Origin of the sequence: Streptomyces sp. NPDC053367 (assembly GCF_044545925.1) — a bacterium.
In the GTDB taxonomy this organism is placed as follows: Bacteria; Actinomycetota; Actinomycetes; order Streptomycetales; family Streptomycetaceae; genus Streptomyces.
In genome coordinates this window covers 308,978-321,630 of sequence record NZ_JBITYN010000006.1, presented here as the reverse complement: position 1 = coordinate 321,630, position 12,653 = coordinate 308,978, and the positions used below count along the sequence as shown (strand labels likewise).

Below are 12,653 nucleotides of genomic sequence, written 5' to 3'. Positions count from 1 at the left end.
GCGCGGCCGGTATCGGGTGGACGGACGCCCTGTCGCGGCCGTGATCGGGTGGATGGACGCCCCGTCGCGGCCGTGATCGGGTGGACGGGCGCCCCGTCGCGGCCGTGATCGGGTGGACGGACGCCCCGTCGCGGCCGGTATCGGGTGGACGGACGTCCTGTCGCGGCCGGTATCGGGTGGACGGGCGCCCCGTCGCGGCCGTGATCGCTGCCGCGGTCGCCGAGCGACATGAAGGGCGCGGCGCGGCCTGTACGAAGGGTTGCCGGTCTTCGAGGGGTCGTAAGCGCGAGGGACCGGGTCACTCCTCGCTGCCGCTGCCGCTGTCGGCGAGCGCGATGATCAGCGCGGCCAGCAGGGCGATGCGGTGGGGCACCGTCGCGATGTCCAGCCACTCCTGCGGGCTGTGGTCGGCGCCTCCCACGGGACCGAGACCGTCCAGGACCGGGACACCCGTCCCGGCGATCAGGTTGGCGTCGCCGACACCGCCGGTGGCCGTGGCACCGAGGGTGAGACCGAGCGCGGCCGCCGCCTGCTCGGCCGCAGCGAACATGCGGTGCGATGCCGCGGTCGCCTCCAGCGGGGGGCAGTCGTCGAGCTGTTCGACGGTGACGGAGGTGCCGGGGACGGCGGGGCAGGCGGCGGCGTCCTCGATGGCTCGCCTGACCCTGCTCATGCCCGCGGCGGTGACCGCGCGTACCTCCAGGCGGAGTTCGGCCTCGGGGCAGACGATGTTGGGGCGGTGACCCGCCCGGACGACACCGACATTGACGGTGACGTCGTCCCAGCGCCCGTTGAGCGCCTGCAGGGCGACGACGAGGTGCGCCGCGGCGAGGGCGGCGTTGGCACCCCGCTCCGGCTCGATACCGGCGTGGGCGGCGCGGCCGACGACGGTGAGCCGGAAGTCGGCGACACCCTTGCGGGCGATCACCAGGTCCCCGTTCTCCCGCGCGCACTCCAGACCGAGCGCGTAGTGCGCGCCGCGGGCGACGCCCTCCGTGATCCCTCGGCTGAACGGAGAGCCGATCTCTTCGTCAGGGGTGGCGAGAAATACCAACTCCGCGTATTCCAGCACTCCTTGCTCCTGGAGGAGCTCCAGCGCGGACAGACCGGCCAGCAGGCCGCCCTTGTCGTCGCTGACCCCGGGCCCGTACGCGCGGGTGCCGTCGAGGGTGAAGGGCCGCTCGGCGGCGGTGCCGTCCTGGAACACGGTGTCCATGTGGGCTGCGAGCAGAATCCTGCGTCCGCCGTCGTCTTCGGTGAGACGTCCCGCCTTGCGTGCGACCAGTACATCGCCCGTACGCGGGGCAGCAGGACGGCCGGAGCCGTCCGCGGCGTCGGGCCGGATCCGCTCGACGGCGAACCCGAGCGACGTCAGGCGCCCCTGCACCCAGTCGGCGACGGCGTTGACACCGTCGGGACTGTAGGAGCCGGAGTCGATGGCGACGAGTTCGGCGAGGTCGTGCAGGTAACGCGTGAGACGGCTGCGGGCCGGGCCGAGCAGGTCGGCGGGGCGAGGGCGGGGCCGCTGCCGTGAGGGGGCGCTCACAGGACCTTCGACAAGAACGCGCGGGTACGTTCCTGTGCAGGCTCGACCAGGACCTGCCGCGGGTCGCCGGCCTCGACGATGACTCCCTCGTCCATGAAGACGGCCGTGTCACCGACTTCGCGGGCGAAGCCGATCTCGTGGGTGACGACGACCATCGTCATTCCGTCGTCGGCCAACTGCCGCATCACGTCCAGGACATCGCCGACGAGTTCCGGGTCGAGCGCGGAGGTCGGCTCGTCGAAGAGCATCAGCTTGGGCTTCATGGCGAGGGCCCTGGCGATGGCCACGCGCTGCTGCTGCCCGCCGGAGAGCTGCGCGGGGTAGTGGCCGGCGCGGTCGGCGAGGCCCACCCGCTCCAGCAGGTGCCCCGCCTCCTCGCGGGCTTGCGCCCTGGGCACTCCCGCGACGCGCACGGGTGCCTCGATGACGTTCTCCAGCGCGGTCAGGTGCGGGAAGAGGTTGAAGCGCTGGAAGACCATGCCGATGTCCCGGCGCCGTTCCGCGACCTCCCGCTCCCTCAGCTCGTGCAGCTTGCCGCCGTGCTGGCGGTAGCCGACGAGCTCGCCGTCCACGGTGAGCCTGCCGCCGTCGACCTTCTCGAGATGGTTGATGCAGCGCAGGAACGTGGACTTGCCCGAGCCGGAAGGCCCGAGGAGGCAGAACACGCTGCCGCGCCGGACGGTGAGGTCGATGCCCTTGAGGACCTCCAGTTTGCCGTAGTGCTTGCGCACGCCTTCCGCGTGCACCATGGGCGCGCGCTCGTCGTGCACGGTCGGGGCGCTGTCGTCGTGCACCGTGGGGGCGTTCACCGGCCCGCCTCCTTGTTCTTCACGCGGGTGGGCCGGGCGGCCGTGCCGAGCAGGCGCCGCAGCGGCGACGCGTGCTGGGCGCGGGTGGTGCCGCGGCCGTAGCGCCGCTCCAGGTACGCCTGCGGGACGCCGAGCAGGGTGACCAGGGCGAGGTACCACAGGCTCGCCACGACCAGCATGGGGATGACCTGGTAGTTCTGGGCGTACACGTCCTGGATGTTGGACATCAGGTCGTGCGCGGAGATGACCGAGACCAGGGCGGTCGTCTTCAGCATGTTGATGGTCTCGTTGCCCATCGGGGGAATGATGACGCGCATCGCCTGGGGCAGCACGATGCGGCGCATGGTCAGTGCGGGTCGCATACCCAGTGAGTGCGCGGCCTCGGTCTGACCCGTGTCCACGGACTGGATGCCGGCGCGCACGATCTCGGAGGCGTAGGCGGCCTCGTTGAGCCCGAGGGCGAGCAGGGCCGCGACGGCCGGGGTGAGCAGCGAGTTGGTCTCGGCCCTGAAGAAGGTGATGTCGGTGAAGGGGACCCCGATCATCACGTACTTGTACAGCGCGGCCGCGTACCCCCAGAAGATGATCTGCACGAGCAGCGGGGTGCCGCGGAAGATCCATACGAAGAAGGTGGCCAGGCCGTACAGGACGGGGCTCGGGGAGAGCCGCATGACCGCGATCAGCGTGCCGAGGGCGAGTCCCAGGACCATGGCGGCGGCGGTCAGCCACAGGGTGGTGAACAGACCGTCGAAGATGAGGTCGGCGAAGAGGTAGTCACCGACGACGTCCCAGCGCAGGTTGTCGTTCTTGGCCAGCGAACCGACGAGCCCGACGAGGGCGGCGACGGCGGCCGACGCGGCGATCCAGCGGCCGTGGTTGCGCACCGGCACGACGACGAGGGCTTCCGCCTCGCGCGCGGGTGCCGGCGCTGTCGTGTCCCGGGGTGTCTTCAGCTCCACCATCCTCAGTCGACCGCCGCGTTCTTGGTGGCTTCCTTCACCGCGATGGAGGCGACGCCGTACTTCTCGTAGATCTTTGCCACCGTGCCGTCGTCGATCAGGGCCTGCAGTGCCTTCTGGATCGCGTCGGTCAGTTCCGGCAGCTTCTTGGTGACGGCGATGCCGTTGGGCGAGGCGTTGTAGCCGCCGGGTGCGGCCGGGTCCTCGACGAGGTCGAACGTCTTGCCGCCGTCGGCCGTCTTGGCGGTCCAGCCGGCGGCCGGCTTGGTCAGCAGCTGAGCGACGACCTTGTCGGAGCGCAGGGCGAGCTGGGCGTCGGAGTCCTTGGGGAAGGTCTGGATGTCGATCTGGCCCGCGCCGGCCTTCTCGCACTGCGCCTGGTGTTCCTTGAGCAGGTCGAGCTGGTTGGTGGCGGCCTGCACGGCGACCTTCTCGCCGCACAGGTCGTCGAGGGTGGCGATCTTCTCAGGGTTGCCCTCGACGACGAGGATGCCGGAACCGGACTGCGAGTAGTCGACGAAGTCGACGACCTGCTGCCGCTCCTTGTTGTCGGTGATGGCCGACATCGCCGCGTGGAACTTGCCGGCCTGGATGGCCGGCACGATCCCGTCGAACTTCTGCGGCGTGAAGGCGAACCGCACGCCGAGCTTGGCGCCCAGGGCCTGGCCCAGGTCGTAGTCGAGGCCCGTCAGCTCGCTCTCGCCCTCCTTGACGTACATCTCGAAGGGCGGGTACGGCACGTCGGTGGCGACCTTCACGGTGCCCGCGTCCTTGATCTCCCCGGGCAGCGCGTCGTGCAGCGCGGGGTCCTTCTCGATCTTGACGCCGGCGACGGTGACGCTGCCGCTCGCGGCGGGTGCGGAGTCGTCGCCGCCGGAGCAGGCGGTGAGCGCGGTCAAGGCAGTGGTCACTGCGGTGGCGGCCGCCAGGCGGCGGGCCGTGCGAGCGTTCATGGCGGATCGGGCCTCTCGAAATCCTTGTCGGCGGAGGTGCCGCCGACTGCCCTCCGGAAATTACAGATCGCACACCCGCTTGGCTAGATGTATCGCACGTTACGTTCGCGTAACGCGCTATGAGTGAGCGTTCTCTTCCCACATACACGCCAACAAACGGAACTTTCCACCCCTCCCCCCGCCCTTCGCCTGACCGACCGGGCGTTACATCTGTCCGCCGCGACGAAGGAGATGTACCGTCCGATAGAGCCCGCTCCGAACTCCCGTCGCTCCCGGAGGACTTATGCCACGCCACTCGGCCACCGCCGCCACCGTCGCGCTGCTCTCGCTCACCGGCATGCTCGTCTCCACCGCCCCCGCCCAGGCTGCGGCCGACCGGATCCGGCTGGGCAGCGCGTCCGACGCACACCGCGCCGCCTGGTCCGGCCCGGCGTTCACCATGAACGGCGCCGGTTCGGTCGTCGCCGCCTCCATGACCCGTGCCGTCGACACGATCCGCGGCGGCTCCGGCTCCCTGGACGTCGTGGTGCTCGCCGGCTCCGCTCCGTCCTCGGGCAGCACGACCCCGGAGTGCGACGCCGTCATGAAGCTCGCCGGAATCAACTCCTGCACCACCTGGACGCTCACCCGCGCGGCCGACGGCAACAACACGCGCGTCAACACCGACATCCGCAACGCCGAGTTCGTGTACTTCGCGGGCGGCGACCAGTGCCGGTACGTGCGCTGGAAGGGTACGGCCCTGGAGGCCTCGGTGGAGTCGGTGGTGGCCAAGGGCGGCGGGGCGGGCGGGGGCAGCGCGGGCCACCACGTCAGCAGCCCTGTCGTGTACGACGCCTGCGGCGGCAGCGCCACCAGCGCCGACGCCCTGGCGGATCCGTACGACCGCGCTCTCACCTTCACCACCGGCATGTTCGACTGGCCTCACTACGCCGGGGTCGTCAACGACTCCCACTTCCGCGACCGCGACCGGATGGGCCGCACCATGACGTTCGTGGCGCGGGCCGTCAAGGACGGCCTGACCCCGGGCGGCCGTGCTTGGGGAGTTGGGGTGAACGAGGGCGGCTCGCTGTTCATCGACAGCCGCGGCCTGGCCACCCAGTACGGGGCCGACGCCTACGTCGTCCTCGGCGACCACCAGCCCGAACGGGCCCTCGCCGGCAAGCCGCTGACCTTCACCGACTACAAGATCTGGCGGCTGGCCCCGGGCACGACGTTCGACTTCGCCGACCGTCCCGCATGCGGCTACTACCGCCGCAGCGTCATCGACGGCGTCCCCGACGCCGACCTGTACAACGGCACACCCGAGAGCTGCGCGACGAGCGGGTCCTGAGGCAGACGCCCGTACCGCCGCCGGCCGGACGGACGACGGCGGTACGGGGCGCGTCACCAGCTTGGCGGACACGAGGGAGCTCCGCCGACGGCCGGCGTGCCATGCGGTCCGCACGGCTCACAGGGTGAACCGCTGTCAGAGTTCTGACGCTTCATCAGGCTTCCGGTGGGACTGCATCATCGGCACCCTGCCCCCACACCGGATGCGAGGAGAGACAGCGTGAAGGACACACCGTCCGCCGCAGCCACCGACAGCGGCCCCGTAGCCCTGCCACCCCGCGAGGCGTGGCGTAGAAAGATGCGCGACGACGTGCTGGACGCGGCACGCGCCATGGCGGCGGACAAAGGCTGGGACTCGGTGAGCCTGTCGCAGGTGGCGGCCCGCGCCGAGGTGTCACGGCCCACCGTCTACAAGGAGTTCGGCAGCCGCGGCGGTCTGAGCCAGGCGCTGGTGCACCGCGAGGCGGAGCGCTTCCTCCTCGGCGTGGACCGGGCCCTGCGACAACCGGCACCCACCGCGTCCGACGCGCTCGCCTCCGCCATTCTGTACGCGCTGGAGGAGGCCCGGGGCAACGCGCTCGTCGCCTCGGTGGTCAACGCCGCCCGCGGAGGCACCGACTCCCTGTTGCCCTACCTGACGGCGCGCTCGGAACCGGTGGTCACGGGGGCACGGCTCATGGTGCGGGGGTGGTGCCAGAGCCACTTCCGGCAGTTCGACGAGGCCCGGACGGATCAGGCCGCCGATGTCATCGTGCGCCTGACCCTGTCGTACATCGTGCTGCCGCCTCCCGACCACTCGCTGCGCGAGTCAGCCGAGATGATCACTGCGGCGGCCACGGGAATCCTGGCTCTCCCGACAGTACTTGACGCTCCATCAGAACATTGACACGGCGTCCCCGATTGTCAGCGCCGCGGGCCGGTGTCACGCTCTGCCGGGTCCGAGCCGAACCCCCGCAAGGAGCCCAGACCGATGACAGCACCGTCGACGACGCCCCCTGCGCCCCCCGCCGGCACACCCTGGCGCGACAGCAAGCGCTACGCGTGGCTGCTCGGCCTGGCCGTCCCCACGCTGCCGTTCCAGGCCGCCGCACTGGTGGCCGTCAGCGACTGGCAGGTGCTCTGGTGGTGGGGGCCGTTCTTCGCCTTCGTCATCATCCCGCTGCTCGACGCGCTCGTCGGCCCGGACCAGGAGAATCCCCCCGACGAGGTGATCCCTCTGCTGGAGGAGGACCGGTACTACCGCTGGTGCACGTACCTGTACCTGCCCCTCCAGTACGCCGGTCTGCTGTACGCGTGCGTGCTGTGGTCCGGCGGCATGAGCGTGCCGGACGCGCTGGGGCTGGCCGCCACGGTGGGAGTCGTCGCCGGTGTCGCCATCAACACGGCGCACGAACTCGGGCACAAACGGGAGACGGTGGAACGCCGGCTGGCCCGGCTCGCGCTCGCCCAGTCCGCCTACGGTCACTTCTACGTCGAGCACAATCACGGCCACCACATCCGCGTCGCCACACCCGAGGATCCCGCCAGCTCGCGGCTCGGCGAGAGCCTGTGGGCGTTCCTGCCGCGAACAGTCGTGGGGAGCGTGCGGTCGGCCTGGCGTCTGGAGGTCCGTCGCCTCGATCGCCGCCGTCACGGCACCTGGTCGCACCACAACGACGTGTTGACCGCGTGGGCGGTGACAGTGTTGCTGTTCGCCACGCTCACCGCCGCCTTCGACGCCGTGGTGCTGCCGTACCTGCTCATCCAGGCGGCGTGCGGCATCCTGCTGCTGGAGACGGTCAACTACCTGGAACACTACGGCCTGTTGCGTGAGCGTCGACCGGACGGTCGCTACGTGCGGGTCGCCCCGCGCCACAGCTGGAACAGCAACAACACCACCAGCAATATCTTCCTGTACCAGCTGCAGCGCCACTCCGACCATCACGCGAACCCGCTGCGCCGCTACCAGACGCTGCGCCACTTCGACGAGGCACCGCAACTGCCCTCCGGCTACGCCTCCATGATCGTCCTGGCCTGGGGGACACCGCTGTGGCGCCGGGTGATGGACCCCAAGGTGCTGGCCCACTACGACGGCGACGCACGGCGCGCCAACCTGTATCACCGGCGGGCGGGCCGCTATGGCGTACAGACCAGCGCGGGTGCGCAGGAGGTGCCGTCGAACCGGGGATGACGAGGGGATGACGATCGGCCGGTCGAAGTCCCTTAGCCGTCAGTGGCGGACTCCCCGGCCCGGAGCCGACCCGGGCGGGACCGGTCCTGTCACGATGGGGAGGCACCGCATACTTCACGCGTCCGGTCAGGCGCGCCCCAGCGCCCATCCGCCGTCCCGTGGCACCGCGACGGAGAGCTTCCCACGCTTATGGCGCGGGTCACCTCAGCGGTCCGGCGTGGTGGTGCGCCAGGGAGCGTCCGGACGAGTGGGGCGCGCGTCCGCTGCCAGCCGCAGGGCGTACACCGGCCGACCGTGGTCGTCGCCCGGCACCAGGCCGAGGTAGGTGTGGCCGGTCATGTGGCACCAGGCGGCCAGGTCGAGCGGGGCAGCCGGGTCGGTGGCGATGACATGGACGACCGTGCCCGCCGGCGCGTCGGCGATGCGGCCGCGCAGCCGCAGCAGGAGGGTGACGCACAGCAGACCGGTGCCGTCGACGGTGATACCCGCCGGCGGCCGGGGGGGTTCGGTCATCGGGGCAGCATCTGGGTGACGCGCCACAGACGGCGAGGCAGTTCGCCCTCCTCGAAGGCGTGGACGTCGTCGAGGATCCAGCCGTCGGCAAGGGTCTCGACCAGCTCGCGGTCGAAGAAGTGGACCGCGAAGCCGCCGTGCTCGAAGATGTCGTCGCCGTGCGCGGTGCCGGCGCCGTAGTGGGCGTCGCCGGTGTGCCGGACGGTGTAGACGAACACCCCGCCGGGCCGGAGGACGCGGCGGATCTCGCCGACCAGGGCGCGGATCTCGCGCGTCGACAGGGCCATGCAGAGCAGCATGTGCGCGAACACCGCGTCCACCGAGGCATCCGGCAACGGCAGGGGTTCGCGGACGTCGTGCACCGCGGTCGTCACCCGCTCGTCGACCGCCTGGAAGCGGGCGGCATCGCGCAGCTGCTCCAGCCCGACCGGGCTGAAGTCGGTCGCCTGGACGGTGAAACCCTCGCGGGCGAAGAACAGCGCGTCCCGGCCGTGCCCTGCGCCGAGCTCCAGAACGTCCTGGGCCCCGGCTGCCCTGAACGCGGCGGCGGCGTGGACGGCGGGCTCGGACGGTTCCTCGCCGTACATGCCCGGGTGAGCTGCGTAGGTGTCCTGCCAGTGCCGCCGCTGGATCTCTGCCAGCCCGTCCTCGTCCGCCACCGCGCATCTCCCTTCCCGCTGTGTCCGGAGGCAGCTTAGAGGGGCCGCTGCCTGGTCAGTGGCTGCGGGGTTGCGTACATGATCACGGCATGTCGGCGAGGCGGACCTGGGCGCCGATGACGTCGTACCGGACGATGTCCGTCGGCGACCATGCCCCGGGCGATCGAACCGGCCACGAAGATTCCGCCGTACGCGGCGAGGCTGCGGCCGAAGTGGCCGTCGGACTGAACGGTGGCCACCACGCACAGGCCGAGCGCGATGACGCCGGCGCCGATCCGGATCCAGCCCGTGTGCTCGCGGATCCCGGGCAGCAGGTGCTCGGCGCGCAGACGGTCGGGTCGTCGCAGCCCGCCGCGGCGGCGGCCAGGGCGGTGCGGGTGGTGGTGAGGTCGGTGATCCTCGTGTCGACCTCGAAGAAGGAGCAGCAGCCGCTCTCGCGCTCCACCAGATCACGGGTAAGGTCCCCGGTCCCCCTCCCCGTCTCTCACGGCCAGTCCCACGACCGGATGATCGGAAGGACACTGTCCAGGGGCGTCGTCGGCCGCGTCGCACTGCGAGGCCGTGCGGCCGGCGTTACGGTGTGTCTGACGGTGTGCCGCCCGTCCCCAGCGGAGGTGACAGCCGTGGCCAACTCTGTCATGGACGATTTCCCCAGCCTGCTGCGCGTGGCGTTCCACCAGCTCCAGGACTGGTCCTACCCGGATGAGATCGATCACGCGCTCTTCCAGGCCTATATGAAGACGTCGCACGACGTCGGAGGCGAGCCGGACGCCCCGGCGACGTTCGAGGAGAAGGAAGAGGAGCAGTGGGAGCTCAACACGTTCGTGACGTGTGAGGTACTCGGCTGGAGAGGGATCTGGACGTCCGAGGAGCGCAGACGGCTCGGCAACGTCGACGTCGGAAGGACGACGTACCTCGGCTTTCCCTACTACGGCCGCTGGTTGTGGGCCGTGGCCCGCTGCCTCGTCGACAAGCGCCACATCACACTCGGCGAGCTGATCGAGCGGGTCGGCGAGGTGCGCGAACGTCACGCCCGTGGCACTGTTCCGATCGATGCCGCGCCTCGCGCCACCGGGGAGGGACAGGCGGTCCCCAGGAACCGCCATCACACCGAGGCGGTGGGCAAGGGAGACCCCCAGTGCTTCGCCGGTATGGCGGGCGCTCCTCGGCTTGCGGTCGGTGACGCCGTCCGGGTACGGGATCTGCCGACATTCTTCTACACACGGACCCAGGAGTACCTGCGGGGCAAGCCCGGGACGGTCGTCAAGGTGTCGTACGAGAGCCCGGCGCCGGAGGACGAGGCCTTCGATCGCGAGGACGAGAAGCCCGAGTGGTTCTACATCGTGCGCTTCACGATGGCGGACCTGTGGGAGGGCTACGCGGGCTCCCCGAACGACACGCTCCAGGCGGAGATCTCGGAGCGCTGGCTCCAGCCGGTCGCCCGGACCAAGAGCCCCCATCAGTGAGAGGACCAGGCTTGCCGAGATGACCGACCACGAAGAGACCGACGAGGCGAGTCACGACCCGGCTCGGCGACACGGAGCACCGATGGTCGAGGAGGTCACCGACTTCGAGGTGCTGGAGATCGCGTTGCGTGAACTCGCGATCGAGAAGGGGCTGTTCACCGCCGAGGACCATCGCCGTTACACCGAACACGTCGAGCAGCTGGGACCGGCGCCGGGTGCCCGGTTCGTCGCCAAGGCCTGGCTCGAGCCGGATTTCAGGCGGCTGGCGCTCGATGACGCCATCGCCGCCTGCCGGGAGGTGGGAATCGACTGGCTGGAGCCGACCGGTTTCGGGACACCCAGCGATTTCACGGCGCTGCAGGTGCTGGAGGACACTCCGACCCTTCACCATGTGATCGTGTGCACCCTCTGCTCCTGCTATCCCCGCCCGCTCCTCGGCATGTCGCCCGAGTGGTACCGGACACCGAACTACCGGCGCCGCATCGTGCGCTGGCCCCGCCAGGTGCTCGGGGAGTTCGGCCTCCACCTTCCCGAAGACGTCGAGATCCGCGTCGAGGACTCCAATTCCAAGCACCGGTTCATGGTGCTTCCGGTCCGGCCGCACGGGACGGAGGGATGGAGCCAGGAGCAGCTGGAGGAGATCGTGACGCGCGACTGTCTGATCGGCGTCGCCCTTCCCAAGCCCGGCGTGACCTCGAACACGGCCCGCCCGGTGCACCCCGCGATCCGCCCGGCGGAGAACCACTAGCCCACGAGGAAGAAGAGATGCCGACCGATCACGACATCACGTCCCTCAGAGTGCGGACGCTGGAGCGGATCGTCACACGCGGACAGGTGTGGCCACGCATGGCGGAGAAGTACGGAGTCACCAAGCCGGTGCCACCCTGGAAGTCGAGTCTCGACGGGATGTGTGACGCCCTCGACGTGGGGGAGGGAGGGGTGCTGCCACCCCTCGCGCGTCGCGACGAGGAGGACCTGCTCTCCCGTGAGGTGTACGGGACGCTGCCGTTCCCGGAGAATCAGCTCGTCGCGCTGGCGCACTCCCTGATCGCCAGGAACGTCGTGGACGAGACCGTGCTGGCCGAGCGCATGGAAGCAGTTCGCGCGCGGCTCGAAGCGGGTGGGTCGCCCTAGGCAGCGTCTTGTCGATCAGGTGTCGAGCCATGTGAGACGGTCAGAGCTCGCCGTAGTGGACCGGGAAGCGGGCAGGTTCGCGGACGCCCGCCCGCTTCAGGTCCTCGACCGTCGACTCCATGGCACTCACACTCGACTGCAGCTCATCGGCCTCAGCACTGCCCGGCCGGGCTCGCAGCGCGAGACGGGCCACCGGGTGATGCCCGTGGCCGTGCACTTCCTCAGGTCCGCTCCAGGGCGGGTCGAAGCTCCACGGCACCGGCCCTTGCAGGTCGTTGGCGGCCATCCAGTCGTCGATCCGGGCGTCCACCCACCCGTGGAGGTTCCAGAACAGCGGGTTCACGTGGGAGGAGTAGGTGTCGCCGAGCCAGTTGTAGGAGGAGTCGTCCCACTTCGGGTCGACGTCGAACTCGTCCCCGCCGGGCCGGTACTCGGGCATCTGCGCCGACCAGCGCATGTGCAGCGCGTTGTGGATGAAGAACTCGACGGCGGCGCCGAGACGGCCCAGCGAGATCTGGCGCAGTACCGCCGGGTCGGTGACCTGCTTCTCCACTGCGTGGATCCGGTCGTACCCCGCCTGCGACTTGACGTCCAGGAGACCCTGGGCTCCGTCGGGGTCGCCCGGCAGCTCGTACGCCGGCGGAACCGGGAAGTCGAGGTCGCCCGGCGCCGGGATCGTCACCCACCCTTGCACATGCGGGTGCTGAGGGTCGCCCGCCTCGGCCAGTATGTGGTTGACCTCGGCGATCATCTCCCGGTGCATGTACAGGAAGTCCTCGCCCGATCCATTGTCGAGTTCCACTGACCTGTCCCGCGTGGCGGGGTCCGTCGGCCCGAGGGACGGGCGGGGCGGCACCCAGCCGTGGTCGCTGAAGACTTCCTTCTCCTCCGGAGTCAGATCTGCCCACGAGTCTCGTGTCTGGTGCCACAGCATGTGGTGCAGGCGCATGGCGCGGTCGGCCATGGCGTCGATGACGGGCTTGGGAAAGGCGTTCATGTGCGCTCGGCCTTCCTGAATTCCTGAAGTCGGCGAGGTTGCCTGTGCAACAGCACAGCCGCCGCACGGTGCGAACGGCAGCGCGGGGCAGGGGGCGCGCAGAACAGTGACGCGCGAG

General features: G+C 70.2%; 14 protein-coding genes. 6 read left to right on the top strand and 8 right to left on the bottom strand.

The features are described from left to right. Positions 1–298: 298 nt before the first annotated feature. Genes ACIGXJ_RS19275 through ACIGXJ_RS19260 form a run of 4 tightly spaced genes read right to left on the bottom strand, consistent with a single transcriptional unit; the run spans position 299 to position 4,267 of the window. On the bottom strand, positions 299–1,546 hold the full coding sequence (locus tag ACIGXJ_RS19275) for a M20 family metallopeptidase (protein ID WP_399646629.1): 1,248 nt from the start codon (positions 1,544–1,546) through the stop codon (positions 299–301). Further along, the gene (locus ACIGXJ_RS19270) at positions 1,543–2,295 is read right to left on the bottom strand and encodes an amino acid ABC transporter ATP-binding protein (RefSeq protein ID WP_399646973.1); all 753 of its coding nucleotides are present in this window, start codon (positions 2,293–2,295) and stop codon (positions 1,543–1,545) included. Before ACIGXJ_RS19270 ends, ACIGXJ_RS19275 begins: the two co-directional genes overlap by 4 nt. 56 nt (positions 2,296–2,351) lie before the next feature. Continuing rightward, on the bottom strand, positions 2,352–3,317 hold the full coding sequence (locus tag ACIGXJ_RS19265) for an amino acid ABC transporter permease (RefSeq protein WP_399646626.1): 966 nt from the start codon (positions 3,315–3,317) through the stop codon (positions 2,352–2,354). Positions 3,318–3,319: 2 nt separating this feature from the next. Next, on the bottom strand, positions 3,320–4,267 hold the full coding sequence (locus tag ACIGXJ_RS19260) for an ABC transporter substrate-binding protein (protein ID WP_399646623.1): 948 nt from the start codon (positions 4,265–4,267) through the stop codon (positions 3,320–3,322). Between the two features lie 283 nt (positions 4,268–4,550). Here ACIGXJ_RS19260 and ACIGXJ_RS19255 point away from each other — a divergent pair, with 283 nt between their 5' ends. The 3 genes from ACIGXJ_RS19255 (at position 4,551) to ACIGXJ_RS19245 (ending at position 7,766) form a co-directional block, all read left to right on the top strand. Beyond that, positions 4,551–5,597 (top strand): hypothetical protein, encoded by a 1,047-nt coding sequence (locus ACIGXJ_RS19255; RefSeq protein ID WP_399646620.1) that lies wholly within the window; start codon positions 4,551–4,553, stop codon positions 5,595–5,597. A gap of 219 nt (positions 5,598–5,816) precedes the next feature. Then, entirely contained in the window at positions 5,817–6,482 is a 666-nt protein-coding gene (locus ACIGXJ_RS19250; protein ID WP_399646617.1) for a TetR family transcriptional regulator, read from the top strand. 84 nt (positions 6,483–6,566) lie between these two features. Continuing rightward, on the top strand, positions 6,567–7,766 hold the full coding sequence (locus ACIGXJ_RS19245) for an alkane 1-monooxygenase (protein WP_399646615.1): 1,200 nt from the start codon (positions 6,567–6,569) through the stop codon (positions 7,764–7,766). A 204-nt stretch (positions 7,767–7,970) separates the two neighbouring features. On the opposite strand, the gene ACIGXJ_RS19240 is transcribed toward ACIGXJ_RS19245, so the two are convergent. Genes ACIGXJ_RS19240 through ACIGXJ_RS19230 form a run of 3 tightly spaced genes read right to left on the bottom strand, consistent with a single transcriptional unit; the run spans position 7,971 to position 9,186 of the window. Next, a complete protein-coding gene (locus ACIGXJ_RS19240) occupies positions 7,971–8,279 on the bottom strand; it encodes a sulfurtransferase TusA family protein (RefSeq protein ID WP_399646612.1) in 309 nt (102 codons plus the stop codon). After that, complete coding sequence (locus tag ACIGXJ_RS19235; protein WP_399646610.1) at positions 8,276–8,938, bottom strand: class I SAM-dependent methyltransferase; 663 nt, start codon at positions 8,936–8,938, stop codon at positions 8,276–8,278. Before ACIGXJ_RS19235 ends, ACIGXJ_RS19240 begins: the two co-directional genes overlap by 4 nt. A 35-nt stretch (positions 8,939–8,973) precedes the next feature. Then, complete coding sequence (locus ACIGXJ_RS19230; protein ID WP_399646971.1) at positions 8,974–9,186, bottom strand: hypothetical protein; 213 nt, start codon at positions 9,184–9,186, stop codon at positions 8,974–8,976. A 375-nt stretch (positions 9,187–9,561) separates the two neighbouring features. Here ACIGXJ_RS19230 and ACIGXJ_RS19225 point away from each other — a divergent pair, with 375 nt between their 5' ends. The 3 genes from ACIGXJ_RS19225 (at position 9,562) to ACIGXJ_RS19215 (ending at position 11,538) form a co-directional block, all read left to right on the top strand. Then, complete coding sequence (locus tag ACIGXJ_RS19225; protein ID WP_399646608.1) at positions 9,562–10,404, top strand: SH3-like domain-containing protein; 843 nt, start codon at positions 9,562–9,564, stop codon at positions 10,402–10,404. Positions 10,405–10,486: 82 nt separating this feature from the next. Continuing rightward, positions 10,487–11,152 (top strand): thiocyanate hydrolase subunit gamma, encoded by a 666-nt coding sequence (gene scnC / locus ACIGXJ_RS19220; protein WP_399646605.1) that lies wholly within the window; start codon positions 10,487–10,489, stop codon positions 11,150–11,152. Positions 11,153–11,169: 17 nt separating this feature from the next. Further along, a complete protein-coding gene (locus ACIGXJ_RS19215; RefSeq protein WP_399646602.1) occupies positions 11,170–11,538 on the top strand; it encodes a hypothetical protein in 369 nt (122 codons plus the stop codon). A 40-nt stretch (positions 11,539–11,578) separates the two neighbouring features. On the opposite strand, the gene ACIGXJ_RS19210 is transcribed toward ACIGXJ_RS19215, so the two are convergent. Continuing rightward, positions 11,579–12,535: a hypothetical protein gene (locus ACIGXJ_RS19210; protein ID WP_399646600.1), complete on the bottom strand. Its 957-nt coding sequence runs from the start codon at positions 12,533–12,535 to the stop codon at positions 11,579–11,581. Between the last annotated feature and the right edge of the window lie 118 nt (positions 12,536–12,653).